Here is a 24,998-nt window from a genome sequence, read left to right as displayed (position 1 = left end):
GCCCCTGGGCCACGCGGGCCCCGCGACCGGGCAGGATGTCAGCCATGGACACCGACGTCACCGAGGCCGGCCAGAACGCGACGAACCGGGGCAGCGACGACGACGAGGGCATCTTCGCGACCGTCGCCGTCATCGGGGCGGGCGCGATGGGGTCGGGCATCGCGCAGGTCGCCGCCACGGCGGGCCACCGCGTCGTGCTCGTCGACCCGGTCATCGGCGCCGCGGTCGAGGCGCGTCAGCGGATCGAGGCAGCGCTCGACCGCCTGGAGAGCAAGGGTCGGATCAGCCGCGAGCACGCGGAGGCGACGCTGGAGCGCCTCGTCGCGTCCGAGTCGGTGCACGAGCTGCCGGAATGCGGCCTCGTCATCGAGGCGGTGCCCGAGGACCTGCACCTCAAGCGGCGGCTCTTCGCCGACCTGTCGGAGCGCCAGCCGGCGAACACCGTGCTCGCGACGAACACCTCGAGCATCGACATCGACGACATCGCCCGCGACGTCATCGACCCCGAGCGGGTGCTCGGGCTGCACTTCTTCAACCCGCCGCCCGTCATGGCGCTCGTCGAGGTCGTCCACGGCGAGGTCACGTCGCCGGCCTTCGTCGAGCACGTCACGGCGCTCATGCGGGCCTGGGGCAAGACGCCGGTGCGGTGCGCCTCGACGCCGGGCTTCATCGTCAACCGCGTGGCGCGCCCGTTCTACGGGGAGGCGCAGCGGATCGTCGAGGCGGGAGTCGCCGACGCCGCGACGGTCGACTGGGTGCTGCGTGAGCGCGGCGGCTTCCCGATGGGGCCGCTGGAGCTGACCGACTTCATCGGCCAGGACGTCAACCTCGCCGTCGGCACCTCGGTCTGGGAGCAGACCGGCCACGACGAGCGCTACACGCCGACGGACTTCCAGCGTCGCCTCGTCGAGGCCGGCACGCTCGGTCGCAAGACGGGCAAGGGTGTCTACACGTATGCCGCCGACGGTTCCGTCGAGCGGCCCGAGCCCGACCTCGAGCTGGCCGGGCGACTCGTCGGCGGCCCGGTCGCGACCGATCCGCTCGCTCGCACGGTGGCGATGCTCGTCAACGAGGCGGTCGGCCTCGTGCACCGGGGCGAGGCCAGCGCCGAGGACGTCGACACGGCGATGCGGCTGGGAGTGCGCTATCCGCGCGGACCCATCGAGTGGGGGGGCGAGATCGGCTTCGACGTCGTCGCTGCACAGATCGCGGAGCTCGACGCTGCGTTCCCGGGTGGGCGCTACCGGCCGAGCCCGGCCCTGACCGACGGCAGCCTGCGGTGACCGCGGGTGCGGGTGAGCCCCCGGTGCGCGGTGATGCCGGCTCCCTGCCGACGCCGCACTCTCCCCCGATTCGAGGTGATGCTGAACCCCACGTCGGTGCCGAGATCACCTCGAACCACCCCGCCATTCGAGGTGATGCTGAACCCCACGTCGGCGCCGAGATCACCTCGAACGGGGGGTCTTCGGGGGCTACGGGGGCGTCGGGGTCAGCTGTGACGGCGGCGGACGGGGTGGCGTTCGCCCAGCAGATGTGGGCCGATGACGAGGCCTCCCGGGCCCTCGGCATGGAGGCCGTCCTCGTCGAGACCGACCACGCCGTCGTCCGCATGACGGTCCGCGACGACATGGTCAACGGTCACGACATCACCCACGGGGGCTTCGTCTTCACCCTGGCCGACTCGTGCTTCGCGCTGGCCTGCAACTCGCAGGGGCGGCTCACGGTGGCGGCGGGTGCCGACATCGCCTTCACGGCACCGAGCCGTCTCGGCGACGTGCTCGTGGCGGACGCTCGGGTGCGCACGGCATACGGCCGCAGCGGGCTGACCGACGTCACGGTCACGCGGGAGGCGGACGGTCAGGTCATCGCGGAGTTCCGCGGCCGCAGCCGCTCCCTCACCTGACAAAGTCGAGTGGCCACACCTGGTCGCTCCGGACTCGTCGAGTGGCCACACCTAGTCGCTCCGGACTCGTCGAGTGGCCAAACCTGGACGCCTCAACCCAGTCGAGTGGCCACACCTGGTCGCTCCGGACACGTCGAGTGGCCAAAGCTCGTCGTGGACGGACTTTGGCCACTCGACGTGGTCCCAGCGACAGCTATTGGCCTTTCGACCTGGTCAGCGCGACGAAGACTGGCCTCTCGACGTGGTCAGGGCGACAGCTTTTGGCCTTTCGACGTGGTCAGGGCGGCGAAGACTGGCCACTCGACGTGGTCCAAGCGGCAGCTTTTGGCCTTTCGACCTGCTGGTGGGGTGGGTCAGCGGGAGGTGCGGCGCGAGCCGGCCCGCGAGCCCGCGGAGAACGAGGCGGCGCTGCCGCCGCCCGAGCTCGTCGAGTAGACCGTCGCGCTGCCGCCGCCGGAGCGACGCGGCGCGCCCGAGCCCCCGCGACGCTGGCCCGACGTGCTGGCCGCAGCGTCGCCGCGACCGGAGCCACCGCGGCGCTGGCCGGACGTGCTGGCACCGGCACCCGCAGCAGCGCCCTCGCCACCGCGACCACCGGAGCGGCCACGCCCACGGGCGGGACGCGATGTCGCGGCGCCGGAGCGGCCGCCGCCCGAACGACCACCCGAGCCACCGGAGCGAGCGCCGGCGGGGGCCTCCTCGCGGACGAGCCCACCGGCATACGACCGCTCGCCGGGAGCAAGCTCCGTCAGGAGCGGGTGGCCGAGCTGGACGCGCGTCGTGGTCGGCTTGATGCCGGCCTTGCGGGTCAGGTCACGCACGTCGCGCACCTGCTCGTCGAGCATCATCGTGACGACGGTGCCGTCGTTGCCGGCGCGGGCGGTGCGGCCCGAGCGGTGGAGGTAGGCCTTGTGCTCGACCGGCGGGTCGGCGTGGATGACGAGCGCGACGTCGTCGACATGGATGCCGCGGGCGGCGATGTCGGTCGCGACGAGCGTCTGCGCGCGCCCCGAGTGGAAGTCGTCCATGTTGCGCGTGCGGGCACCCTGGCTGAGGTTGCCGTGCAGCTCGACGGCCGGAACTCCCGAGGCGTTGAGCTGCTTGGCGAGCTTCTTGGCCCGGTGCTTGGTGCGCGTGAACACGACGGTGCGGCCCGGCGCGGCAGTGAGGTCGAGCAGCACCGGTAGGTGCGCGTCGTTGCCGACGTGGAGCACGTGGTGGCTCATCGTCGAGACCGGCGACTGCGCCGAGTCCGCCTCGTGCGTCATCGGGTTGGTGAGGAAACGCTTGACGAGGACGTTGATCGCGCCGTCCAGCGTCGCCGAGAAGAGCAGGCGCTGGCCGTTGGCGGGCGTCTTGTCCATGATCCGTCGCACGCCGGGGAGGAAGCCGAGGTCGGCCATGTGGTCGGCCTCGTCGAGGATCGTGATCTCGACGGCGTCGAGGAAGACGTGGCCCTGCTGCATGAGGTCCTCGAGCCGGCCGGGGCAGGCGACGATGACGTCGACGCCGGCGCGCAGGCCCTGGACCTGCGGGTTCTGGCCGACGCCGCCGAAGATCGTCTGCGAGGTGAGGCCGAGCGGCTTGGCGAGCGGCGCCATCGCGGTGTCGATCTGCGTGGCGAGCTCACGGGTCGGCGCGAGGATGAGGGCGCGCGGCCGGCGGACCTGGCGGCGCTGGCCCGACTGCGACAGGCGCGTCAGGAGCGGCAGGAGAAAGGCGTAGGTCTTGCCCGAGCCGGTGCGTCCGCGGCCGAGCACGTCGCGGCCGGCGAGCGAGTCGGGCAGCGTCGCAGCCTGGATGGGGGTCGGGGTGGTGATGCCCTGCGCCTCGAGGATCGAGACGAGGGCGGCGGGCACGCCGAGTGCGGAAAAGGTCGTGTCGGTGGACACAGGTGGGTACTCCCAAAGCTGGATGAGGTCGTTCTGCCCGGCGCGAACTCGTTCGTCGGTGGACGTGGTCGCGGCGCAAGAGCGAATCGACGGGGCCGGCGCGACCGCAGTCGCAGTGCCAGGCCTAGAAGAAGCGACCCGAGGCAGAACTGGGCGGGCCGCTGCTACCAGAGTAGCCGAGCGGGACCCGACCGGACGAATCGGGTCGCTGCCCCGGGTCCCGGCCCGGCGGCATACCCCCGGCGGCGTGGACGGGCCACAGAGCACGCTGTGGGTCCGCTAACGGTTCGGTCGCTTCCGTGGGCACCCCTGCGGAAAAGTGGCAGGATCGGCCCCACTCGGACGGTGCATCGTCGCGCCGCTCACCTCTCGAACGACCTGTTCGCCCCGGAAGGACCCCAACATGCGCCGCATGTCCCTCATCGCCCTCACCGGTGTCGTCGCGGTCGGCCTCACGCTCTCGGCGTGCGGGTCGGACTCCATGTCGACCAACCCCGGCTCGGGCAGCACGCCCGCCGGCACCTCGGCCGCCGGCGGCGGCGTCGACCAGGCCCTCGCGGCCAAGGTCCCCGCCAAGCTCAAGTCGGCAGGCAAGATCGTCGTCGGAACCGACCCGACCTACGCCCCCAACGAGTTCCTCGACGCGGACGGCAAGACCGTCATCGGCTTCGATGTCGACGTCTTCAACGCCGTCGCGGCCAAGCTCGGTCTCAAGACGGAGTGGGTGCCGGCGGGCTTCGACACGATCATCCTCGGCGTTACGGGCGGCAAGTACGACATCGGCGTCTCGAGCTTCACCATCAACCCTGAGCGCAAGAAGCAGGTCAACATGGTGAGCTACTACAGCGCCGGAACCCAGTGGGTCGTCGCCAAGGGCAACCCCGACAAGGTGAACATCGACGACGCCTGCGGCAAGCCCATCGGCGTCCAGAAGGGCACCGTCCAGGTCGACGACCTCGCGGCCCGCAGCAAGAAGTGCACCGACGCGGGCAAGCCGGCCATCAACCCCATCGTCCAGCAGGGCCAGAACCAGGTGACCGCCGACCTCGTCAGCGGCAAGACGGTCGCCATGCTCGCCGACTCGCCCGTCGGGCTGTATGCCGTGAAGCAGACGGGCCAGCTCGAGGCGCTCGGCAGCATCTACGACTCGGCCCCCTACGGCTACGTCGTGCCCAAGGACCAGATGGACTTCGCGAACCTCCTCGTCGAGGCACTCAACGCGGCCAAGGCTGACGGCAGCTACATGGCGGCACTGAAGAAGTACGCCGTCGAGGCCGGAGCGATCGACAACTTCGCCGTCAACCCGTGACCACTCCCACGACGGACGACCGGCCGGGCCTCATCGACGCCCGGCCGGTCCCCCACCCCGGCCGGTGGGTGGCGCTCGCCATCATCGTCATCCTCATCGCGATGATGATCAGCTCGTTCGTCACGAACCCGCGCTGGGACTTCGCCAAGGCGTTCGAGATCATGGTCCAGACGCCGGTCCTCGAGGGGCTCGTCAAGGGCACCATCGTCGGCACGATCGGCGCCATGGTCATCGGCATCATCGGCGGCGTGCTCATCGCGATCCTGCGCCTGTCGACGAACCCGGTCCTGCGCGGGGTCTCGTTCGTCTACACGTGGTTCTTCCGTGGCATCCCGCGCCTCGTGCTGCTGGCGATGATCGGCAGCGGCATCGGCTTCCTCTACAGCAAGGTCGACTTCGGCGTGCCGTTCGGCCAGCAGTTCGCGTCCTGGCTGGGGCTGTCGCAGGACTTCACGTTCTTCACGCTCAACGTCAACCAGTTCTCGAGCACGCTGCTCGCCGGCATCGTCGGCCTCGGTCTCTCGGAAGCGGCCTACATGGCCGAGATCGCCCGCGCCGGCATCCTCTCGGTCGACAAGGGTCAGGCGGAGGCGGCAGCCGCGCTCGGCATGAGCCGTGGCAAGGCGATGCGGCGCATCGTGCTCCCGCAGGCCATGCGGGTCATCGTGCCGCCGACCGGCAACGAGGCCATCGCGATGGTCAAGGACACCTCGCTGCTCTCGGCCATCCCGATCATCACCGAGCTCTTCTACCAGACGAGCGCGATCGGCAACCGGACGCTGCTCATCATGCCGGCCTTCGTCGCCGCGACGATCTGGTACCTGCTCATCGGCTCGGTCATGATGGTCGGCCAGTACTTCCTCGAGAAGCGCTTCGGCCGCGGCTTCGGCACCAAGCCCACCAACAAGAGGTTCGCCCGGCCTGCCGGGGCAGGAGGAGCGTGATGACGACGAGCGACAGCACGCCCACGGGTGACGGCCAGCCCCTGGTCCGGGCCCTCAACGTGATGAAGAGCTTCCACGGCAACGAGGTGCTCAAGGGCATCGACCTCGACGTGGAGCGGGGCCAGGTCGTCTGCCTCCTCGGGCCGTCCGGGTCCGGCAAGACGACCTTCCTGCGGTGCATCAACCAGCTCGAGAGCATCGACGGCGGCCGCATCTGGGTCGACGGCGACCTCGTCGGCTACCGCGACGACAAGGGCCAGCTGCACCACCTGAACGACAAGCAGGTGGCTGCCCAGCGCCGCGAGATCGGCATGGTGTTCCAGCGCTTCAACCTCTTCCCGCACATGACAGCCCTCGAGAACATCTGCGAGGCACCGATCCAGGTGCGGGGCGTGGACAGGAAGAAGGCGCGCGAGCGTGCGCTCGACCTCCTCAAGCAGGTGGGCCTGGGCGACAAGCCGGCGGCCTACCCGGCCCAGCTCTCCGGCGGCCAGCAGCAGCGTGTCGCCATCGCCCGAGCCCTCGCCATGGACCCCAAGCTCATGCTCTTCGACGAGCCGACCTCGGCGCTCGACCCCGAGCTCGTCGGCGACGTGCTCAAGGTCATGCGTGACCTCGCCGACCAGGGCATGACGATGATCGTGGTGACGCACGAGATGGGCTTCGCCCGCGACGTCGCCGACCACGTCGTCTTCATGGACGGCGGGGTCGTCGTCGAGCAGGGCAGACCGGCCGACGTCATCAACAACCCGCAGCACGAGCGCACGAGGTCCTTCCTCAAGCGGATGCGCACCGAGGACGAGGAGGCGGCAGCCGACGCCGCCGCCGCCGCGGAGGGGTGACCTGCGGCTGAGTCGTCCTGGGCGCAGGTCAGGGGCCCCTCGAGAGGCCACCTCGTGCGACACGAGGTGGCCTCTCCCCTTTCGTCCGCAAGAATGGCGCCATGACGACGGAGTCAGCCAGCGCCGCCCACCTGCCCGACCACGAGATCCCGACGATGTCGGTCGAGGAGCTGAGGGGCACCCAGCTCACGCGGCTCCAGGAGACGGTGCGGACGGCATACGCCAACGTGCCGCACTATCGGGCGGCATTCGAGGCCAAGGGTTTCCACCCCGACGACCTGCGGTCGCTCGACGACGTGAGGCGTATGCCGTTCACGACCAAGGCGGACCTGCGGGCCAACTACCCCTTCCGGATGTTCGCCGTGCCGCGCGAGCAGATCGTCCGCGTGCACGCGAGCTCGGGCACGACCGGGCGGCCGACGGTGGTCGGCTACACGAAGCGCGACATCGACACGTGGGCCGACCTCATGGCCCGCTCGATCCGCCTCGCGGGCGGCCACCCGGGTGACATCGTCCACGTCGCCTACGGCTACGGCCTCTTCACCGGCGGCCTCGGCGCACACTACGGCGTCGAGCGCCTCGGTGCCACGGTGGTGCCGGTGAGCGGGGGCATGACCGAGCGCCAGGTGCAGCTCATCCAGGACTTCGAGCCGCGGGTCATCATGGTGACGCCGTCCTACTTCCTCAGCCTCCTCGACGAGATGGCGCGCGAGGGCATCGACCCGGCGTCGACGAGCCTGCGGGTCGGCATCTTCGGCGCCGAGCCGTGGACCGAGTCGATGCGCGAGGAGATCGAGCGCCGCACGGGCATGGACGCCGTCGACATCTACGGCCTCTCGGAGGTCATGGGTCCGGGCGTCGCGCAGGAGGCGGCGACGACGAAGGACGGCCTGCACATCTGGGAGGACCACTTCTATCCCGAGGTCATCGACCCGGTCACCGAGGAGGTGCTGCCCGACGGCGAGGTGGGTGAGCTCGTCTTCACCTCGTTGACCAAGGAGGCGATGCCTGTGATCCGTTATCGCACAAGGGATCTCACGCGCCTCCTGCCGGGCACCGCTGTGCCGTCGATGCGCCGGATGGAGAAGATCACCGGGCGGACGGACGACATGATGATTATCCGCGGCGTCAACGTCTTCCCGACCCAGATCGAGGAGCACGTGCTCGCGGAGCCACGGCTGTCGCCCTACTTCCAGTGCGTGCTCACCCAGCCGGGCCGGATGGTCCAGCTCACCGTGCTCGTGGAGCCGCTCTCGCGCCTGGAGCCCGGCGCGGCCGAGGAGATCGCGCGCTCGCTCGAGCACGCCGTCAAGACGCACATCGGCACGACGTGTCGCGTCGAGGTGCGCGAGCCCGGCTCCATCGAGCGGTCGATCGGCAAGGCCCGCCGCATCGTCGACGAGCGACCGAAGAGCTGACCCGCTGCGCACCCTGCCGGCAACACACCGAACAACCGACAACTTTGCGTTGCAGACCTCGCGCGGCTGACGACTGCTCGGTGTGTTCCCCGCGCCCGCGCCGGGCGACGACGGGGCTCAGGTGGCCTGGGCGCCGACCTCCCAGATCGAGTAGCCGTACGGTGTCGCTCGCTGCACGCCGACGACACGGATGTAGCGCGCCGACGTCGGGGTGAAGACGGCGACGTCGAGCCCGCCGTCGCCGTCGGTCACCGACGAGACCGTGCGCCAGCTCGAGCCGTCCGTCGAGACCTCGATGCGATAGGCCTTGGCGTGCGCCGCCTCCCACGAGACGGCGACCCGGCCGACCTGCCGCACCGAGCCGAGGTCGACACGCCACCACTGGTTGTCGCTCCAGGCGCTCGACCAGCGCGTGTCACCACGACCGTCCGTCGCCCGCGAGGGCCGGAAGTCGGTGAAGAGGTCCCACTGGTAGCTGCTCGCCGTCGCCGGACGACCGGTCACGAGGTTGGGGGCCGGCGCCCACGTCTGCGCTGCCCGTGCCGTGCGCAGGTAGGACTCGGCTCCACGGGCGAGCTCGTCGACGACCTGCTGACCGCCGATGCGGCGCATGTCCTCGACCCAGTCGGGGATGAGCCCGTAGTGCGGCACGCCGTCGACGTTGTAGTCCCACGTGCGCAGGCCGGTGACCTGACGGTCGGCGCTGCTGCCGCCCAGCGTCGTGAACGGGTAGCCGACCGATGACCCGGCCCGTGGCGCCGGGGTGCCGCCGAAGCCGTTCATGTCCATGCCGAAGCCGTAGCCCACGCCGTAGCGGGTGCGCAGGGCCTCGTCGGTGTGCATCGTGTCGACGAAGTCGTCGGCGTCGTGGCCGTACTGCGTGACGAAGCCTCCGAGCCGGTAGAGCCGCTCCGTCAGGAGGGTGTCCATCCACGAGTGGCTCGACACGACGCCGGGGTAGTTCGCGGTCTCGAGGATGTCGATCGTCCGGGCCGCCGCCTTGGCGCTCATGTGGTCGACCTCCACGACCATCCCCCGGCGCATCATGCCGGTCAGGGCGTACTCCCCGAGCGAGGAGAGACCACGCGGGTTGCAGTGCGGGCCGGGCGGATACACCGGCAGCTGCACTCCCGGCGGGATGAGCCCCGAGAGGACGGACGGGAGCACGACCGGAGCCACCGTGTGGTCCTGCAGCGCCGTGCGGCACGGCTCGACCTGCCACCACTGCCCCGTGTTGAGGAAGTTGCCGAAGTTGACGATGGCCCCCTGGGTGCCCTCGTCGAAGCGCACCCCGCAGAGCGCGTTGTCGAACTTGTGGCAGAGGAACATCGAGCGGACGCCGAGCCCGTGGAGCTCGGTCAGGCCGGCGTCGATCTCGGCGGTCGTGCACCCGGGGATTCCGAGGGTGAGCTTGCACCCGAAGGGGTTGCTCACCTCGACGCCGAGGACGACCGCGAGCTTGCCCTGCTCGATGGCGGTGCGCGCCTGGTCGGCCGAGTAGGCGATGCGGAACCAGCCACGACCCGCGCCGCCGTACTGCGCGTCGATGAAGGCCTCGAGCTTCTTCGTCTCGGCGATCTGTCGGCGCACGGTGTCCATGTCGTCGCACGAGTAGCGGTTGACCTGCGTCGGCAGGCTGCACAGGACGTTGTTGTTGACGGCGTCGGCGACCATGATGCGCAGACCGCCGCGCCACGCGCGCTCGATCCACTTGTAGTACATCTGCTGGTGCGTCAGCGAGCTCCACTTCGGCCAGTCCCTGAAGGTCGGCCAGCCGACGGGGTCGTGCGGGTCGAGCGGACCGCCGCCCTCCTTGTTCGTGAGGTTCTCGAGCAGGGCGAGCTGACCGGTCGGGTAGTGGTAGTCACAGTCGCGCAGCGCGTCGGCAATTCCGTTGGGGCTGAACGTCGCTCCGCAGACGATATTGCCGCCGAAGCCGACGTCCGACATGAGGTGGGTGTGCGCGTCGACGTAGCCGCGCACCTGGCCTCCCGCCGTCGTGCCGGCGAAGGGTGACCCCGTCACGTCGACCTGGGAGTCCGGGCTCTGTGGGCTCACCGGGGTGAACGGGTCGTCCGCCGCCGACGCAGGCCCGAGCGCGGTGGTCGCGACGACGACCGCGGCAACCGCGACGACCAGCGGCCTCACGAGCCGGCTGACGAGCCGGCTCCCGCTCCCGCGACCGATGGATACGAACAGGTGCTTCGCCATCGAAGCCTCCCCCGAGGAGTGCGTGTCCTGATCCCAAGGACGGTACTCCCGCACAAGCCGCACAGCACGCAATCGGAAGAAACCGCCGCAGATGTATGCCGTCCGGTGCCCTCGGTATCACCGCCCCCGGCCGCCGCTCTGACCAGTGACCACGAGCGCGGCCCACCCGCCCGTGAGCAGCTCACGACAGCCGATGGACAGCACAAGGAGAAGGACATGAGCGGCATCCCCCCGCAGACCGCACGCCTGGTCGGAGCCTGGCCCAGTTCCGCTGCGCCCCAGCACCGCTCGGCACCGGCACAGCGCGCCACCCGCTCCCCGCGGCCCGGCCGCGCCCCGCGCAGCGCCTGGCTCACCCGGCTGCTGCACCCGCTGCAGCGCCCCGTGCCCGTGCGTCGTATCGAGACCACGGGGCCGGCCACGCAGCAGCCCGCACGTCACGCCTGACCCCGTCGGGCGGCATACCCCCTCGGTGACGAAAAGCGTTGGGGCTCAGCCTGACTGAGCATCCTGCGAGCGGAGTGCGGCACGCACGATCTCGATGGCGCGCGTGTCGCTGAGGCCGGCGCCGTGCGCGGCCGAGGCATACTTCTGCGCCAGCGATGCCAGCACGACCTCGGCCGTGTGCTGGCCGGTCGCCACCCGCGTGCCGGCGCGGCTGTGTGCCTCGACGAGACCACCGACCTCGAGCGCCTTGTAGGCCCGCGCCACCGTGTTGCTCGCGAGCCCCAGGTCGGCCGCGAGACCACGCACCGTGGGCAGCTGGTCACCCGGCAGGAGGCGCCCGGTGGCGATGAGCTCCGCGATCTGGGAGCGCACCTGCTCGAAGGGCGGCACGTGACCGTCCGGGTCGACGGAGATGCCCGCCGTGACGTCACCCATCGCGCTCCTTCGCTCGTGGCTGCGTCACCGGACACTAGGCCCCGGCGGAGCGTGACACAACTCTCTACAGGCGGTGACTTCTCCGGGGAGCGAGCGGATAGCATCTACTACGTCATGTAGTTTCGCGCCGCCCTCACGGGAGCTCACCTTGGACGCCACGGACCTGGCCAGATGGCAGTTCGCCATCACGACCGTCTACCACTTCCTCTTCGTGCCGATCACGATCGGCATGTCGCTGATCGTCGCCGTCTTCCACACCGCCTGGGTGCGCACGCGCAAACCTGAGTGGCTGCGACTGGCCAAGTTCTTCGGCAAGCTCTTCCTCATCAACTTCGCCCTCGGCCTCGTAACGGGCATCGTGCAGGAGTTCCAGTTCGGGATGAACTGGAGCGACTACTCGCGCTTCGTCGGTGACATCTTCGGTGCACCGCTCGCCGTCGAGGCGCTGCTCGCCTTCTTCCTCGAGTCGACCTTCCTCGGCCTGTGGATCTTCGGCTGGGGCCGCCTCCCCGAGAAGCTGCACGCCTCGACGATGTGGATCGTGCACATCGGCACCGTGCTCTCGGCCTACTTCATCCTCTCGGCCAACTCCTTCATGCAGCACCCCGTGGGCTACACGTACAACCCGGCGAGCGGCCGGGCCGAGCTCACCGACTTCTTCGCCGTGCTCACCAACAAGGTGCAGCTCGTCACCTTCCCGCACGTCATCTTCGCCGCCTACATGACCGGCGCCGCCGTGATCATCGGCGTCGCGGTCTACCTCATGCGCCGCGAGGCCAAGGCGGCTGCCACCCCGGATGAGCTCGCCTCGGGTGATGCACCCATGTACCGCAAGGCGGCTCGCATCGGTGCGGTCATCAGCCTCGTGGCCGCCATCGGCGTCATCGCCAGCGGTGACGTGCAGGGCAAGATCATGACCGAGGTCCAGCCGATGAAGATGGCCGCCGCCGAGGCGCTCTACGAGTCGGTGCCCGAGGGAGTGGGAGCGCCCTTCTCCGTGTTGACGATCGGCTCGCTCGACGGCTCCGCCGCCACCCCGATCATCGAGATCCCGGGCCTGCTCAGCTTCCTCGCGACAGGCTCCTTCGACGGCGCCGTCCGGGGCATCAACGAGATCAAGGCGGAGTACGCCCAGACGTTCGGCGCGAGCGGCAACCCCCGCGTCGCCGACCTCGCGACGGCCTACGTGCCCAACATCCCGACGACCTACTGGAGCTTCCGGCTCATGATCGGGCTCGGCATCGCAGCCTCCATCATCGCGCTGGCCGTGCTGTGGACGACCCGCAAGGGGCGCACCCCCACGGGCAAGTGGCTGCTGTATGCCGCCGTGGCCGCTCCTCTCCTGCCCGTCTTCGCCAACTCCTTCGGGTGGATCTTCACCGAGGTGGGGCGCCAGCCGTGGATCGTCTTCGGTCTCATGACGACCGCCAACGGCGTCTCTCCGAGCGTGTCGATGGGCGAGGTCATCACCTCGATGACCGTCTTCACCCTCCTCTACGGCGCACTGGCCGTCGTTGAGATCAAGCTCTTCCTGCACTACGTCCGCAAGGGTGCCGAGCCCTTCGAGCAGCCGCAGGACCCCGCCGACCGTGACGAGGACGCCCCCCTCGTCTTCGCCTACTGAGAGGACGACGACCATGGACCTCGCGACCTTCTGGTTCATCCTGCTCGGCGTTCTCTGGACGGGCTACCTCGTGCTCGAGGGCTTCGACTTCGGCGTCGGCATGCTGCTGCCGGTGCTCGGTGGCAAGCGGTATGCCGCTGACGCCGAGGACGCCGAGAAGCGCCGCCGGCTGCTCATCAACACGATCGGCCCCGTGTGGGACGGCAACGAGGTGTGGGTGCTGACGGCGGGTGGCGCGACCTTCGCCGCCTTCCCGCACTGGTACGCAACGCTGTTCAGCGGTTTCTACCTCCCGCTCCTGCTCATCCTCGTCGCGCTCATCGTGCGCAACCTCGGCTTCGAGTACCGCCACAAGCGGCCGGGGGCAGTCTGGAAGGCGCGCTGGGACCAGGCGATCTTCTGGGGCTCGCTCGTGCCGGCCCTGCTCTGGGGCGTCGCGCTGACGAACATCGTCCGCGGTGTGCCGATCGACGCGAACATGGAGTTCACGGGCAACCTCTTCACCCTGCTCAACCCGCTCAGCCTGCTCGGTGGCATCACCTTCGTCGCGCTCTTCCTCACGCACGGCGCGATCTTCATCGCTCTCAAGACGGACGGGAAGGTGCGCTACGAGGCACGCCTCATCGCCCAGCGCGTCGGCATCGTGGCGGCCGTCCTCGCGGTCGTCCTGCTCGGCTGGATCGGCCTGACGGACGGCAAGCTCGCGTCGTGGGCCACGACCGTGGTCGCGGCCGTCGCCCTGCTCGGTGCCATCGCGGCCAACCGGGCCGGACGTGAGGGCTGGGCGTTCATCGGCACGGCCGTCACGATCGCCATGGCAGTCGCGACGTACTTCATCGTGCTCTTCCCGAACGTCATGCCGTCGACGACCAACCCGGCCTACAACCTGACGATCGAGAACGCGTCGAGCACGGACTACACCCTCAAGGTCATGACCATCGTCGCGCTGATCTTCACGCCGATCGTCCTGCTCTACCAAGGCTGGACGTACTGGGTCTTCCGGAAGCGCTTGACTACCAGCGTGATTCCGGACGACGCACCGCTCGAGCCTGCTGCACGCTGACCTGCACGACCGTCGACAACCCCAGCGAGGCCATCACGTGAAGCCGTTCGACCCACGACTCCTCCGGGCGGTCCCTGCCGCCCGGAGGCCCGTCGCTGCCCTCGGGGCGCTCGGCGTGGTCGCCGGGATTGCCACGATCGCAACGGCTTTCGCGATTTCGGCCGTCATCGTCGGGGTGGTCGGCGGTGGCTCACTGACGACGGCGCTCGTGTGGCTCGGCATCATCTTCGTCGTGCGGGCCGGACTCGCCGCGGCCAGCGAGTGGGTGGCGGCCCGGTCCGGCGTCGCGGTGTCGACCGCCTTGCGATCGGCGCTGCTGCGCCGGTGGGGCGAGCTCGACGAGGGCTCGCGCCCCGAGCCGTCCCGTGCCGTCGCGCTCGCCACCGGCGGCGCGAGCGCCGTCGAGCCGTATGCCGCGAAGTTCTTCCCGACGCTCGTGACCGCTGCCGTCGTGCCCGTGCTCGCCATCGGCACGCTGCTCGTCGTCGACTGGCCGAGCGCCCTCGTCGTCATCCTGACGCTGCCACTGCTGCCCGTCTTCGCGGCCCTCATCGGCAAGGCGACAGCCGAGTCGACGGAGCGCCGCTGGTCGGCCCTCGCCGCCCTCTCGGGTCACTTCCTCGACGTCGTGCGGGGCCTGCCGACGCTCGTCGGCTACGGCCGCGCCCGGCGCCAGGTCGAGACGGTGCGTGCGGTCAGCGAGCGGCACCGTGTGGCGACGATGGAGACGCTGCGCATCGCGTTCCTCTCCTCCGCCGCGCTCGAGCTGCTCGCGACGATCTCGGTCGCGATCGTCGCGGTCACCGTCGGCCTTCGGCTGTCGCACGGCTCGATGGAGCTCGGCCCGGGGCTCGTCGCCATCCTCCTCGCCCCGGAGGCCTACTGGCCGGTGCGCCGGGTCGGAGCGGAGTACCACTCCGCCGCCGACGGAGCCGTCGCCCTCGACGAGATCCTCACCCAGCTCGCACCTGCAGCCCTGCCCGCCGCCACCCGTGCAGCGACGAGCGCGGGGCCGGTGGGGAGCAGCCGCGTCGGCGAGGTGCGTCTCGAGGGCGTGACCTTCGCGTATGCCGCCGGGTCGCCTCCCGTGATCCGTGACCTCGACCTCGTGGCCGGCCCCGGCCTCACCGTCGTCACGGGCGAGTCGGGTGTCGGTAAGTCGACCCTGCTCGACCTCGTCGCCGGTCTGCGACGCCCCACGGACGGCGCCGTCAGTGCACCCGCATGCCACTACGTCACCCAGCGTCCCTTCCTCGGAGCAGGCAGCATCCGCGACGCCCTCACGCTCGGGCACCCGGCCTCCGACGCCGAGCTGTGGGAGGCGCTGCGGGCGGTCGAGGTCGACGGAGTCGTGGCCGCCCTCGACGAGGGCCTGTCGACGACGATCGGCGACGACGGCTTCGGGCTGTCGGCCGGTCAGCGCCAGAGGCTCGCCCTCGCCCGGGCCTGGCTCGCGACCGACACCCTCCTGCTCCTCGACGAGCCGACCGCGCACGTCGACCCCGAGGGGGCCGAGCAGCTCGCCCGGCTCGTCGCTGAGATCGCCGAGCGGCGGGTCGTCATCGCTGCGACGCACCGCGACGAGCTGCTGGAGCACGCCGACCAGCACGTTCACCTCCTCATCCCCACCACCCCCCGAGTCGAGGTGATCGCGGACCCCACGTCGGTGCCCACATCACCTCGAACCGGAGGACGGGAGGTCGCACCATGACCCGCGACGAGAGCCACTCGAGCCCGAACCCGAGCATGACCCCTCCCCCCGACACCCCCCGAGTCGAGGTGATCGCAGACGCCACGTCGGTGCCGATATCACCTCGAACCGGGGGCGAGTCAGAGGGTTCTCACTCGCAGCACACCCCCCGAGTCGAGGTGATCGCGGACCCCACGTCGGTGCCCACATCACCTCGAACCGGGGGTGAGTCAGAGGGTTCTCCCTCGCAGCACACCCCCCGAGTCGAGGTGATCGGGGACCCCACGTCGGTGCCCACATCACCTCGAACCGGAGGACGGGAGGTCGCACCATGACCCGCGACGAGAGCCAGCCGAGCCCGAACCCGAGCACGCCCCGTCCCCCCGCCACCCCCCGAGTCGGGGTGATCGCGCACCCCACGTCGGTGCCCACATCACCTCGAATGGGGGTGGGGGGAGACAGCAGCCGGCGGCGGGCGGTGTGGTGGCCCACGGCCGGCACTGCCAAGGGCGGCCTGCTCGGCGGACTCGCGACCGCATGCGGCATGGCCCTCACGGCGACGTCGGGCTGGCTCATCGTGCGCGCCGCGGAGATGCCCGTCATCCTCACCCTGCTCACCGCCATCGTCGCGGTGCGCGCGTTCGGCATGGCCCGGCCACTGTTCCGCTACTGGGAGCGCCTCGTCAGCCACGACGTGGCCCTGCGGCTGCTCGCCGACCGCCGCACGACGGCATACGCCCGGCTCATCCCGCTGACGCCGGCGCGGCTCGGACGCCGGCGGCGCTCCGACGTGCTGACAGGGGTCGTCGACGACCTCACGGATGCCGTCGACGCCCAGGTGCGCGTCACCGTGCCCGTCATCTCGACCCTGGTCGCCGGGGCCATCGTCATCGGGGTCACGACCCTCATCGCGCCTCCTGTCGGTCTCGTGATCACCGTGCTCGCCCTCGTCGTCGCCGCGATCTGCGCCCTGGCCGCACACCTCGAGTCGCGCTCCCTCGCCGACCTGCTCGCCGCCCGAGCGGAGGTCACCCGCGTCAGCGAGCTGATGGCCAACCAGGCCCTCGAGCTGCGCGCCGTCGGCGGGTGGCCCACCGCCCTGGGCTGGCTGGACGACGCCCACGCGACGCTCGCCCGCGTCACCCGACGGGTCAGCCTGGGCCGGGCCGCAGCCGCGGCGCTCTTCCTCGTCGCCGTCGGCGCTGCAGTCATCGTCGTGGCGGTCATCGCCCAGGGCCTCGACGTCGCGGCGCCGGTCAAGGCACTGCTCGCCCTGACACCGGTTGCGGTGTCCGACGCCATCTCACCGCTCGTCGATGCCATGCGCGCCCTCGCCCGCGCCAAGGAGAGCGAGCGGCGCATCGACAACCTGCTCGACCTCACCCCCGCTGTCCACGACCCCGCCGTCCATGACCCCGCCCCCACCACCGGCCACCCTCTCCCCACCGACCACGCCGTCCCCGCAGCCACCACCGCCGACGCCGGCCTGCATCTGCGCACCCTCGGAGTCACGGCGTCGTGGACCGGCGACCGCACCGACCTCGCCCCCGCCGACCTCGACCTGCCGGCCGGGTCGACCCTCGCGATCACCGGCCCGAACGGCAGCGGCAAGTCGACCCTGCTCGCGGTGCTCGCCCGGCACCTCGACCCCGTCGCCGGCTCCTACCTGCACGACGACGTCGACGTCATGACCCTGCCGCTCGAGGGCGCCCGCAGCCACCTCGCCGTCGTCGACGACGACACCCACGTCTTCGCGACGAGCCTGCGCGCCAACCTCGCCCTGGCGGCCCCGGACGCCGACGACGCGACCATGGAGACAGCCCTCGCCGATGCCGGGCTCGCCACGCTGACGACCGACCTGCCCGCCGGGCTCGACACGGTGCTCGGCGCGGGCGGACGCGGCATCTCGGGTGGCCAGCGCACCCGGCTCGGCATAGCCCGCGCGCTGCTCAGCCGGCGCCCCGTCGTGCTCCTCGACGAGCCCGTTGCCCACCTCGACCCGCCGACAGCCCGCTCGGTCGTGGCCGATCTCACGCGCGTCGCGGGCATATCCGAGCCGCCCCGGACGCTGGTCATGGTGACGCATCGTGACGAGGGGGTAGATCTCTTCGAGAGGTCCCTGTCCCTCCGCCACCCGGCGTCGACCACGGACAAAGCCCTCATACTTGATGCCCCCTCGGCGACGGCCGCCCCCGGCCCCAGCCCGCACCACCCGCCCCGTCGGTAGATTGGACACGACATGCCCAGCACTCCCCGCAACCGGCTCGGTGACCTCGAGCGCGCCGTCATGGAAGAGCTCTGGACCTCCCACGAGGCACACCCCGACGGCCTTACCGTCCGTGAGGTGCACGACCGGGTGGGCCTCGACCGCGGCCTCGCCTACACGACCCTCATGACGGTGCTCGACCGCATGTCGAAGAAGGGCCTCGTCGAGCGTGAGCGCGACGGCCGCGCCTGGCGCTACACCGCGTCGTCCTCCCGCGCGGAGCTCACCTCCGAGACGCTGCACCACACCCTGGGCGAGCTCGCCGGCGACACCCGTCGTACGGCGCTGCTCCACTTCCTCGACGAGTCGACGCCCGAGGAGATCGACGAGCTGCGCGCGGCGCTCGCCGAGCTCGAGGCCCGCAACTCCGCCGGCGTCCGCGCGACCACCTGAGCCGTGCTCGTCCTCGCCCTCGTCGCACTGGCGCTGCTGCTCGCGTGGCCGGTGCCGCGCGCGCTCGCCCGCGTGACGACGGTGCGACGCGGCCCGCGGGCAGCCCTCGTGCTGTGGCAGTCCACCGCCGTGGCGGCGGTTCTCGCGGCGCTCTTCGCCGCACCGGCGGCCGTGCCGTGGCTCATCGGCTCGGCGCCGCGCCTTCGCGACAGCTGGCCGGTCCTCGCCGTCGCCGCCCTGCTCACCGGCATCGTGACGGTGCGCCTGCTCGTCTCGGGTGACCGGGTCGGCCGCAACCTGCGAAGCGTGCGTCGGCGCCACCGCGAGCTCGTCGACCTGCTCGCGACCCAGGGCGACGGCCACACGCGCGTCCTCGAGCACACGACCCCCACGGCATACTGCCTGCCCGGCGTGCGGCGCCGCGTCGTGCTGACGCAGGGCACCATCGACCGCCTCTCCCCCGACGAGCTCGACGCCGTCATGGCCCACGAGCGCGCCCACCTCGCCGCCCGCCATGACCTCGTCATGGAGTTCTTCACCGTCGTGCACGAGGCGGTTCCGGGCTTCGTGCGCTCCTCGACCGCGCTGCGGGAGGTGCACCTGCTCATCGAGGTGCTCGCCGACCGTGCTGCCGTGCGCCGCGCCGGTGTCGTGACGACGGCGCGCGCGATCGTGGGCATGGCCGACGGCCCCAAGCCCGCCGGGGCGATGGCCATCCGCGAGAGCACTGCCGCCGCCAAGGCCCGCATCGAGCTCCTCGAGGGTGGCCGGGTGGCCGGCCTGCCCGCACCCGTCGCGTCGACGCTGATGTATGCCGCCTCGATCGTCCTCGTGGCCGCTCCCCTCACGCTGCTGGTGCTCGCCTTCGCAGGCTTCTCGCCCGCTTGAGGCGCCCAGCACCACCAGGCGTCGGCTCGCTAGGGTGAGCACCATGCGCGTACTCGTCAGCGGCGGCGCCGGCTACATCGGCTCGCACACCGTGGTCCAGCTCGTCGCGGCGGGGCACGACGTGCTCATCGTCGACAACTTCGGCAACAGCAAGCCCACCGTGGTCAACCGGCTCGAAGCCCTCACCGACACCCACCTGCCGGTGCACTCCTTCGACCTGCGCGACCACGACAAGACCGAGCATCTCTTCGCGAACGAGCAGATCGACGCGGTCATCCACTTCGCCGGGCTCAAGGCCGTCGGCGAGAGCGTCGAGATGCCGCTCGAGTACTACGAGAACAACCTCGTCTCGACGTTCTCGCTCGTGCGCGCGATGCGGCTGCACCAGGTCAAGAAACTCGTCTTCAGCTCCTCGGCCACGGTCTACGGGCACAACACCCCACCCCTCGTCGAGGACATGCCGACCGCGGCGACCAACCCCTACGGGTGGACCAAGGTGATGATCGAGCAGATCCTGCGCGACGTCGCCGCTGCGGACCCCACGCTGCGCATCGCGCTGCTGCGCTACTTCAACCCGGTGGGCGCCCACGTGAGCGGCACGATCGGTGAGGACCCGCAGGGCATCCCCAACAACCTCATGCCCTTCATCGCGCAGGTCGCGGTCGGTCGGCGCGACAAGCTGCTCGTCTTCGGCGACGACTACCCGACGCCCGACGGCACCTGCCTGCGCGACTACATCCACGTCGAGGACCTCGCGGCCGGCCACCTCGCCGCGCTCGACCGGCTCGGCAAGATCGACGACCCGGTGTCGACGTGGAACCTCGGCACGGGCCACGGCACGAGCGTCCTCGAGGTGCTGCACGCCTTCGAGCGCGCCGTCGGGCACGAGCTGCCCTACGAGGTCGTCGCCCGACGCGCCGGCGACCTGCCCGAGTCGTTCGCCGACCCGAGCCGTGCCAACCGCGAGCTGGGCTGGCGCGCCGAGAAGTCGATGGACGACATGTGCGTCGACCAGTGGCGCTGGCAGAGCGCCAACCCGCACGGCTACCCCGACGCCTGACCAGCCGGGGACACGCAGGAACCCCCGACCATCGGCCGGGGGTTCCTGACGGGACGATGTCCCGAGATGTCTGGCTGGGTCAGATGACCCGGACCTTCTCCGCCTGAGGACCCTTCGGGCCCTGCGTGACGTCGAACTCGACCTTCTGGCCGTCCTGCAGCTCGCGGTAGCCGCCGCTGTCGATGGCCGAGTAGTGCACGAAGACGTCAGCGCCGCCACCGTCCTGCTCGATGAAGCCGAAGCCCTTTTCGCTGTTGAACCACTTAACGGTGCCTGTTGCCACTGGTGTTGCCTCTTCTTGTCAGCGAGCTCTCCCGTGTGGAGACCTCAGGCCGCCGATGACCACGGCGAGCACATCGGACGGAAACGTCGCCCGGGGCTCAGTCGTGCACAGTCCCGAGTGGAGGGACCGGAACGGCAACCGCTATGAACCGTAGCAGCACGGAGGCCATTCGGCCTGATCAAGCCACGGGAGCGCTTCCGGGGAGCTGCTCAGGGCCGGGGCTGGAGCGCGTCAGGGGCGCGGGTCGAGGGCGTCGTAGTCGCGGAAGGACGGGACGCGCGCGACGGTCACCCAGACGAGGACGACGACGAGGACGCCACCCACGAGCGAGGGCACCCACGTCGCCGTGAGCGTCGCGAGGGTGCCGGCGAACATCTGCCCGAGCCGCGGCCCACCCGTGACGACGACGGTGAAGACGCCCTGGGTGCGACCGCGCAGGTGGTCGGGCACGGCCGTCTGCAGGATCGTCTGCCGGAAGATCGAGCTGATGTTGTCGGAGCCCCCGGCGACCGCGAGGGCCACGGCTGCGAGCAGGAGGGCCGGCCCGTTGACGTCGGCGAAGTCCATCGACTGCACGGCGTGGCCGCTGAGCGTCACCCAGGCGAGCACGACGCCGAAGCCGGTGATGCCGAGGCCGTAGCAGACGATGGCGTTGCGGATGGCCCGCCCCTGCCAGCGCAGGCCGGTCACCTGACCGGACACGAGGCTCGAGAGGATGCCGCCGACGGCGAACGACGCGAGGAGCAGGCCCGCCGTCACGGGGCCGCCGCCTATGACGATCGCGCCGACCGCAGGGAAGAGCACCATGGGCTGGCCGAAGGTCATCGCGATGAGGTCGACGACGAAGCTCATGCGGATGTTGGGGGCGCGGCGCAGGTGCGACAGGCCGTCGATCACCGAGCGTATGCCGCCTGCCGGGGTCCGCCCGCCCTCGGGCCTGATGCGGGGCAGGGTCCACAGGCCGAAGAAGCCGGCGAGGAAGAGGAGCACGTCGACGGTGTAGGTCCAGGCGTAGCCGACCTGCGAGACGAGCACACCGGCGACGCCGGGGCCCACGGTCACCATGAGGCCGCCCGAGATGCCGACGAGCGCTGCTGCCTTGGGGAGCAGCCAGGCCGGCAGCAGCCGCGGCGTGATGGCCTGTCGGGTCGTCGAGGCGATCGTCGCTGCGACGGCGTTGACGGTCGTGATGACGTAGAAGGCCCAGACCGCCTCGACGTGCGCCCAGGCGATGAGCGCGAGGCTCACCGTCGAGGCCCACGCGACGAGAGAGGCGATGAGAGCGACGGTGCGCCGGTCGAACCGGTCGGCGATCGCTCCGCCGTAGAGGCCGGCGACGATCATCGGCACGAGCGAGAACCAGGCGACGAGCGAGACCATGAAGGTCGAGCGCGTCAGGTCGTAGATGTGCAGCCCGACGGCCGTGTTGGTGACGAACGTGCCGATGCCGGCGAGGGTGTTGCCGAACCAGAGCCGGGCGAAGGCCGGGCTCTCGCGCAACGGCGTGAGGTCGACGAAGTGCGACGACCGGGCACCCGGAGGCGGGCCGGGCAGCCGTGGGTGCTCCTCGGCCGGCCCCGTAGGTGGAGACCCCGTCTGCACGGGGTCGGGGGGTTCGGCGCTCACCGACGCAAACTACGCCTCCCCCGTCAGGCCGCGCCCAGCAGGTCTGCCACCGCCGCACATCGCAGGTGCGAACCGTCGCGCACCCAGACCCAGCGGCCGTCGGGCTCGCGGCGCGCCACCTGAGTGCCGACGACACCGTCGGCGCTCGTCGAGGTCGTCATCGCGAGGGCGCCCGACTCGATGACCCGGGTGCTGTCGGCCTCGGGCCAGCGCGCTCCGCTCGCGAGCGCCTCGGCGAAGGCCCTGCGGATGGCCGTGTGCCCGGCGGCCTCGCGACCGCGCGGCAGGCTGACGACGGCGTCAGCGGCATACAGCCTCGTCAGCCCGTCGAGGTCACCCTCCGCAGCGAGGAGGCAGAAGCGGGCCTCGAGCTCGGCGGGGGTGGCAGCGCCTGCTGTCGTCGTCATGCGCCCACCGTCGCAGCGACCACCGACAACGGGTGCCGCCGATCGCCCGATACCTCCCGATCGGAGGTGTTGAATGGGTCCATGTCGCCGCGCCCCCTGCACGTCACCTTCGTGTGCAGCGGCAACATCTGCAGGTCGCCGATGGGGCACGTCATCCTCCAGCGGATGGTCACCGACGCGGGGCTGCACGACCAGGTGCTCGTCAGCTCCAGCGGCACGGGCGACTGGCACGTCGGGGAGCACGCCGACCCCCGCACCGTCGACGTGCTGGCGCAGCACGGCTACGACGGGTCCCGCCACCGCGCCCGCGAGTTCGACCCCGACGAGTTCGCCGACCTCGACCTCGTACTCGCCTCCGACGAGGGGCACGTGCGGGTGCTCCAGCGGCTCGCACGCACCCCCCACAACCGGGCGAAGATCCGCCTCGTGCGAGAGTTCGACCCGGAGGCCGTCGCCGCAGGGACCCTGGAGACGGGTGACCCGTGGTACGGCGACGAGTCACATTTCCTGCAGTGCTTCACCGAGGTCGAGGCGGCCTGCCGTGGCATCCTCGACCACATCAGGGGCCGGATCGAGACGGACCACGCCTGACCTCATGCCACCCCAGCGACACGAACGACACCCGCGACACGATGCCTGACCTCAACCTCACCGTCCCCGACTACCCCTACGGTGCCCCCTGCTGGGTCGACCTGCTCGTCAGCGACGTCGAGCGCGCCCAGAGCTTCTACTCAGGACTCTTCGGCTGGCGCTGGCTGGCCGGCGACGCCGCGACCGGTGGCTACACGATGGCGCTGCTCGACGGGCACCCCGTCGCCGGCATCAGCCGCAAGCCCGTCGGCGCACCGATCGCGAGCCAGTGGACGACCTACCTTCGGGTCGGCCAGATCGAGGTGGCCGAGGCGGCCATCAACGCCCACGGCGGCCGCACCCTCGGGCGCCCCGTGCCGATCGGCGCCCTGGCCCGCACCTTCATCGCCCTCGACCCCGGCGGGGCCTACTTCGGGGTCTGGGAGCCGGGCGACCTCCCCGGCAGCGGCCTGCTCGACGAGCCCGGGTCGCTGACGTGGAACGAGCTGCTGACGCGCGACTACGACCGCGTCCAGGACTTCCAGCTGCGCGTCTTCGGGCACGAGTTCACCGACGAGACCGAGAACGGCGGGCCCCGCTGGGCCACCGCGCACACCGGCGACGGCAACCCCGCCTACGGCCTCGCCGAGATCGACGACGAGTGGCCGCGCGAGATCCCGCCCCACTGGGTGGCCTCCTTCGCGACGAACAGCGTCGTGCCCTCGCTCGCCAAGGCGCTCGACCTCGGCGCCACCCTCATCCAGGGCCCGTTCGACGGGCCCTACGGGGTCGGCGCCGTGCTGAGCGGCCCCGAGGGCGAGGTCTTCTCGATCCTCGTCCCCGACCTCGACTGACCTCGACTGACCTCGACTGCCCTCGACCGAACTCGACCCACCTGCTCAAGGAGCGCTGCTCATGCCCGTCCATCCCGACCGCTTCGCGCCCGGCACCCCCTGCTGGGCCGACGTCATGGTCGACGACCTCGATGCGGCGCGGCGCTTCTACGGCGCCCTCTTCGGCTGGACCTTCGAAGACCTGCCGGCCGAGGCGGGCGGCTACGTCATGGCGCGCAAGGACGGCCACGTCGTCGCCGGGGCGATGGCGAAGAATCCCGACGACCCGGGTCAGGTGAGTGCCTGGACGCTCTACCTCGCGACCGACGACGTCGACGCCGCCGCGAAGCGCGCCGCCACGTCCGGCGGCATCTTCTTCCTCGGGCCGATGGACGTGCTCGACGTCGGCCGCATCGCCGTCGGGGCCGACCCCGCCGGCGCGGCGTACGGGCTCTGGCAGGCCAAGCGGCACACCGGCACCGACCTCGTCGACGAGCCCGGCGCGCTCTGCTGGGCCGAGACGATGAGCCGCAGCTACGCCGCGAGCAAGACCTTCTACACCGAGGTCTTCGGCTACCACCTGCAGGAGATCGGGGAGGACGACTTCCACTACAGCGTCGCGAGCCTCGACGACGGCCGGCCCATCGGCGGCATCGGCGAGATCCCGGCGGCGGCGCCCGCCGAGGTGCCGTCGCACTGGATGGTCTACTTCGCCGTCGAGTCGTGCGACGAGGCCGCCGACCGCGTGCTCGAGCTGGGCGGCTCGGTCGTACAGCCGCCGTTCGACACGACCTACGGGCGCATGGCGGTCGTCGCCGGCCCCAGCGGCGAGACGTTCTCGATCATGCGTCCCGCTCCGCCGAAGGACGACCCGACGAACTGAGCCATCGCTAC

General features: G+C 70.8%; 23 protein-coding genes. 17 read left to right on the top strand and 6 right to left on the bottom strand.

The annotated features are described in order from the left end of the window. Positions 1-44: 44 nt before the first annotated feature. The gene (locus tag FHX52_RS20765) at positions 45-1,283 is read left to right on the top strand and encodes a 3-hydroxyacyl-CoA dehydrogenase NAD-binding domain-containing protein (protein ID WP_141824269.1); all 1,239 of its coding nucleotides are present in this window, start codon (positions 45-47) and stop codon (positions 1,281-1,283) included. 212 nt (positions 1,284-1,495) lie between these two features. Then, entirely contained in the window at positions 1,496-1,903 is a 408-nt protein-coding gene (paaI, locus tag FHX52_RS20760) for a hydroxyphenylacetyl-CoA thioesterase PaaI (protein WP_342777980.1), read from the top strand. A 353-nt stretch (positions 1,904-2,256) separates the two neighbouring features. Here paaI and FHX52_RS20755 read toward each other — a convergent pair whose 3' ends face one another. Beyond that, complete coding sequence (locus FHX52_RS20755) at positions 2,257-3,795, bottom strand: DEAD/DEAH box helicase (RefSeq protein WP_141824268.1); 1,539 nt, start codon at positions 3,793-3,795, stop codon at positions 2,257-2,259. A 403-nt stretch (positions 3,796-4,198) separates the two neighbouring features. On the opposite strand from FHX52_RS20755, the gene FHX52_RS20750 reads away from it, so the two are divergent. The 4 genes from FHX52_RS20750 to paaK all read left to right on the top strand — a co-directional run bounded on the left by FHX52_RS20750 (position 4,199) and on the right by paaK (position 8,308). Then, positions 4,199-5,104, top strand: coding sequence for an ABC transporter substrate-binding protein (locus tag FHX52_RS20750; protein WP_141824267.1), 906 nt, complete (start codon positions 4,199-4,201; stop codon positions 5,102-5,104). After that, a complete protein-coding gene (locus tag FHX52_RS20745; protein ID WP_141824266.1) occupies positions 5,101-6,048 on the top strand; it encodes an amino acid ABC transporter permease in 948 nt (315 codons plus the stop codon). Before FHX52_RS20750 ends, FHX52_RS20745 begins: the two co-directional genes overlap by 4 nt. Then, positions 6,048-6,890 carry an amino acid ABC transporter ATP-binding protein gene (locus tag FHX52_RS20740; RefSeq protein ID WP_141824265.1) on the top strand — a complete coding sequence of 281 codons (843 nt, stop codon included), beginning with the start codon at positions 6,048-6,050 and terminating at the stop codon, positions 6,888-6,890. The genes FHX52_RS20745 and FHX52_RS20740 overlap by 1 nt, the downstream gene beginning before the upstream one ends. Positions 6,891-6,991: 101 nt before the next feature. Beyond that, on the top strand, positions 6,992-8,308 hold the full coding sequence (gene paaK / locus FHX52_RS20735; RefSeq protein WP_141824264.1) for a phenylacetate--CoA ligase PaaK: 1,317 nt from the start codon (positions 6,992-6,994) through the stop codon (positions 8,306-8,308). Positions 8,309-8,425: 117 nt separating this feature from the next. On the opposite strand, the gene FHX52_RS20730 is transcribed toward paaK, so the two are convergent. Then, on the bottom strand, positions 8,426-10,519 hold the full coding sequence (locus FHX52_RS20730) for a galactose-binding domain-containing protein (RefSeq protein WP_141824263.1): 2,094 nt from the start codon (positions 10,517-10,519) through the stop codon (positions 8,426-8,428). Positions 10,520-10,735: 216 nt separating this feature from the next. On the opposite strand from FHX52_RS20730, the gene FHX52_RS20725 reads away from it, so the two are divergent. Continuing rightward, entirely contained in the window at positions 10,736-10,966 is a 231-nt protein-coding gene (locus FHX52_RS20725) for a hypothetical protein (protein WP_141824262.1), read from the top strand. 45 nt (positions 10,967-11,011) lie between these two features. On the opposite strand, the gene FHX52_RS20720 is transcribed toward FHX52_RS20725, so the two are convergent. Next, complete coding sequence (locus tag FHX52_RS20720) at positions 11,012-11,401, bottom strand: GntR family transcriptional regulator (RefSeq protein WP_141824261.1); 390 nt, start codon at positions 11,399-11,401, stop codon at positions 11,012-11,014. Positions 11,402-11,549: 148 nt separating this feature from the next. On the opposite strand from FHX52_RS20720, the gene FHX52_RS20715 reads away from it, so the two are divergent. The 7 genes from FHX52_RS20715 to galE all read left to right on the top strand — a co-directional run bounded on the left by FHX52_RS20715 (position 11,550) and on the right by galE (position 20,385). Next, positions 11,550-13,025, top strand: a complete 1,476-nt coding sequence (locus tag FHX52_RS20715; RefSeq protein WP_141824260.1) for a cytochrome ubiquinol oxidase subunit I — start codon at positions 11,550-11,552, stop codon at positions 13,023-13,025. Positions 13,026-13,038: 13 nt separating this feature from the next. Next, positions 13,039-14,088 carry a cytochrome d ubiquinol oxidase subunit II gene (gene cydB / locus FHX52_RS20710; RefSeq protein ID WP_141824259.1) on the top strand — a complete coding sequence of 350 codons (1,050 nt, stop codon included), beginning with the start codon at positions 13,039-13,041 and terminating at the stop codon, positions 14,086-14,088. Between the two features lie 37 nt (positions 14,089-14,125). Beyond that, entirely contained in the window at positions 14,126-15,799 is a 1,674-nt protein-coding gene (gene cydD, locus FHX52_RS20705) for a thiol reductant ABC exporter subunit CydD (protein WP_141824258.1), read from the top strand. Between the two features lie 310 nt (positions 15,800-16,109). Further along, on the top strand, positions 16,110-18,005 hold the full coding sequence (gene cydC, locus FHX52_RS20700) for a thiol reductant ABC exporter subunit CydC (RefSeq protein ID WP_246070298.1): 1,896 nt from the start codon (positions 16,110-16,112) through the stop codon (positions 18,003-18,005). 12 nt (positions 18,006-18,017) lie between these two features. Next, entirely contained in the window at positions 18,018-18,437 is a 420-nt protein-coding gene (locus tag FHX52_RS20695) for a BlaI/MecI/CopY family transcriptional regulator (protein WP_141824257.1), read from the top strand. A gap of 3 nt (positions 18,438-18,440) precedes the next feature. Next, a complete protein-coding gene (locus FHX52_RS20690; RefSeq protein ID WP_141824256.1) occupies positions 18,441-19,325 on the top strand; it encodes a M56 family metallopeptidase in 885 nt (294 codons plus the stop codon). A gap of 43 nt (positions 19,326-19,368) precedes the next feature. Next, positions 19,369-20,385 carry a UDP-glucose 4-epimerase GalE gene (galE, locus tag FHX52_RS20685; protein WP_141824255.1) on the top strand — a complete coding sequence of 339 codons (1,017 nt, stop codon included), beginning with the start codon at positions 19,369-19,371 and terminating at the stop codon, positions 20,383-20,385. A 79-nt stretch (positions 20,386-20,464) separates the two neighbouring features. Here the strand turns inward: galE and FHX52_RS20680 are convergent, their stop codons facing one another. From FHX52_RS20680 to FHX52_RS20670, 3 genes are all read right to left on the bottom strand, one after another. Continuing rightward, on the bottom strand, positions 20,465-20,668 hold the full coding sequence (locus FHX52_RS20680) for a cold-shock protein (RefSeq protein ID WP_141824254.1): 204 nt from the start codon (positions 20,666-20,668) through the stop codon (positions 20,465-20,467). Between the two features lie 231 nt (positions 20,669-20,899). Continuing rightward, positions 20,900-22,222, bottom strand: a complete 1,323-nt coding sequence (locus tag FHX52_RS20675) for an MFS transporter (protein WP_185747456.1) — start codon at positions 22,220-22,222, stop codon at positions 20,900-20,902. Between the two features lie 95 nt (positions 22,223-22,317). Further along, positions 22,318-22,701 carry a YybH family protein gene (locus tag FHX52_RS20670; RefSeq protein ID WP_141824253.1) on the bottom strand — a complete coding sequence of 128 codons (384 nt, stop codon included), beginning with the start codon at positions 22,699-22,701 and terminating at the stop codon, positions 22,318-22,320. An 81-nt stretch (positions 22,702-22,782) separates the two neighbouring features. On the opposite strand from FHX52_RS20670, the gene FHX52_RS20665 reads away from it, so the two are divergent. The 3 genes from FHX52_RS20665 to FHX52_RS20655 all read left to right on the top strand — a co-directional run bounded on the left by FHX52_RS20665 (position 22,783) and on the right by FHX52_RS20655 (position 24,987). Beyond that, complete coding sequence (locus FHX52_RS20665; protein WP_141824252.1) at positions 22,783-23,292, top strand: low molecular weight protein-tyrosine-phosphatase; 510 nt, start codon at positions 22,783-22,785, stop codon at positions 23,290-23,292. A gap of 41 nt (positions 23,293-23,333) precedes the next feature. Further along, positions 23,334-24,125 carry a VOC family protein gene (locus FHX52_RS20660; RefSeq protein ID WP_141824251.1) on the top strand — a complete coding sequence of 264 codons (792 nt, stop codon included), beginning with the start codon at positions 23,334-23,336 and terminating at the stop codon, positions 24,123-24,125. A 61-nt stretch (positions 24,126-24,186) separates the two neighbouring features. After that, the gene (locus FHX52_RS20655; RefSeq protein WP_141824250.1) at positions 24,187-24,987 is read left to right on the top strand and encodes a VOC family protein; all 801 of its coding nucleotides are present in this window, start codon (positions 24,187-24,189) and stop codon (positions 24,985-24,987) included. Positions 24,988-24,998 lie beyond the last annotated feature (11 nt).

The organism is Humibacillus xanthopallidus, from assembly GCF_006717145.1.
Taxonomy (GTDB): domain Bacteria; phylum Actinomycetota; class Actinomycetes; order Actinomycetales; family Dermatophilaceae; genus Humibacillus; species Humibacillus xanthopallidus.
Note: the sequence above shows the minus strand (reverse complement) of the source record. Positions and strands in the feature narration are given on the sequence as shown.

Excerpts from the sequence above, each read along its gene's own strand:
- FHX52_RS20765 (WP_141824269.1), top strand. The coding sequence starts at position 45 with ATGGACACCGACGTCACCGAGGCCGGCCAGAACGCGACGAACCGGGGC.
- FHX52_RS20750 (WP_141824267.1), top strand. The coding sequence starts at position 4,199 with ATGCGCCGCATGTCCCTCATCGCCCTCACCGGTGTCGTCGCGGTCGGC.
- FHX52_RS20740 (WP_141824265.1), top strand. The coding sequence starts at position 6,048 with ATGACGACGAGCGACAGCACGCCCACGGGTGACGGCCAGCCCCTGGTC.
- paaK (WP_141824264.1), top strand. The coding sequence starts at position 6,992 with ATGACGACGGAGTCAGCCAGCGCCGCCCACCTGCCCGACCACGAGATC.
- FHX52_RS20730 (WP_141824263.1), bottom strand. The coding sequence starts at position 10,519 with ATGGCGAAGCACCTGTTCGTATCCATCGGTCGCGGGAGCGGGAGCCGG.
- FHX52_RS20725 (WP_141824262.1), top strand. The coding sequence starts at position 10,736 with ATGAGCGGCATCCCCCCGCAGACCGCACGCCTGGTCGGAGCCTGGCCC.
- FHX52_RS20720 (WP_141824261.1), bottom strand. The coding sequence starts at position 11,401 with ATGGGTGACGTCACGGCGGGCATCTCCGTCGACCCGGACGGTCACGTG.
- cydB (WP_141824259.1), top strand. The coding sequence starts at position 13,039 with ATGGACCTCGCGACCTTCTGGTTCATCCTGCTCGGCGTTCTCTGGACG.
- cydC (WP_246070298.1), top strand. The coding sequence starts at position 16,110 with ATGACCCGCGACGAGAGCCAGCCGAGCCCGAACCCGAGCACGCCCCGT.
- FHX52_RS20695 (WP_141824257.1), top strand. The coding sequence starts at position 18,018 with ATGCCCAGCACTCCCCGCAACCGGCTCGGTGACCTCGAGCGCGCCGTC.
- galE (WP_141824255.1), top strand. The coding sequence starts at position 19,369 with ATGCGCGTACTCGTCAGCGGCGGCGCCGGCTACATCGGCTCGCACACC.
- FHX52_RS20670 (WP_141824253.1), bottom strand. The coding sequence starts at position 22,701 with ATGACGACGACAGCAGGCGCTGCCACCCCCGCCGAGCTCGAGGCCCGC.
- FHX52_RS20665 (WP_141824252.1), top strand. The coding sequence starts at position 22,783 with ATGTCGCCGCGCCCCCTGCACGTCACCTTCGTGTGCAGCGGCAACATC.
- FHX52_RS20660 (WP_141824251.1), top strand. The coding sequence starts at position 23,334 with ATGCCTGACCTCAACCTCACCGTCCCCGACTACCCCTACGGTGCCCCC.
- FHX52_RS20655 (WP_141824250.1), top strand. The coding sequence starts at position 24,187 with ATGCCCGTCCATCCCGACCGCTTCGCGCCCGGCACCCCCTGCTGGGCC.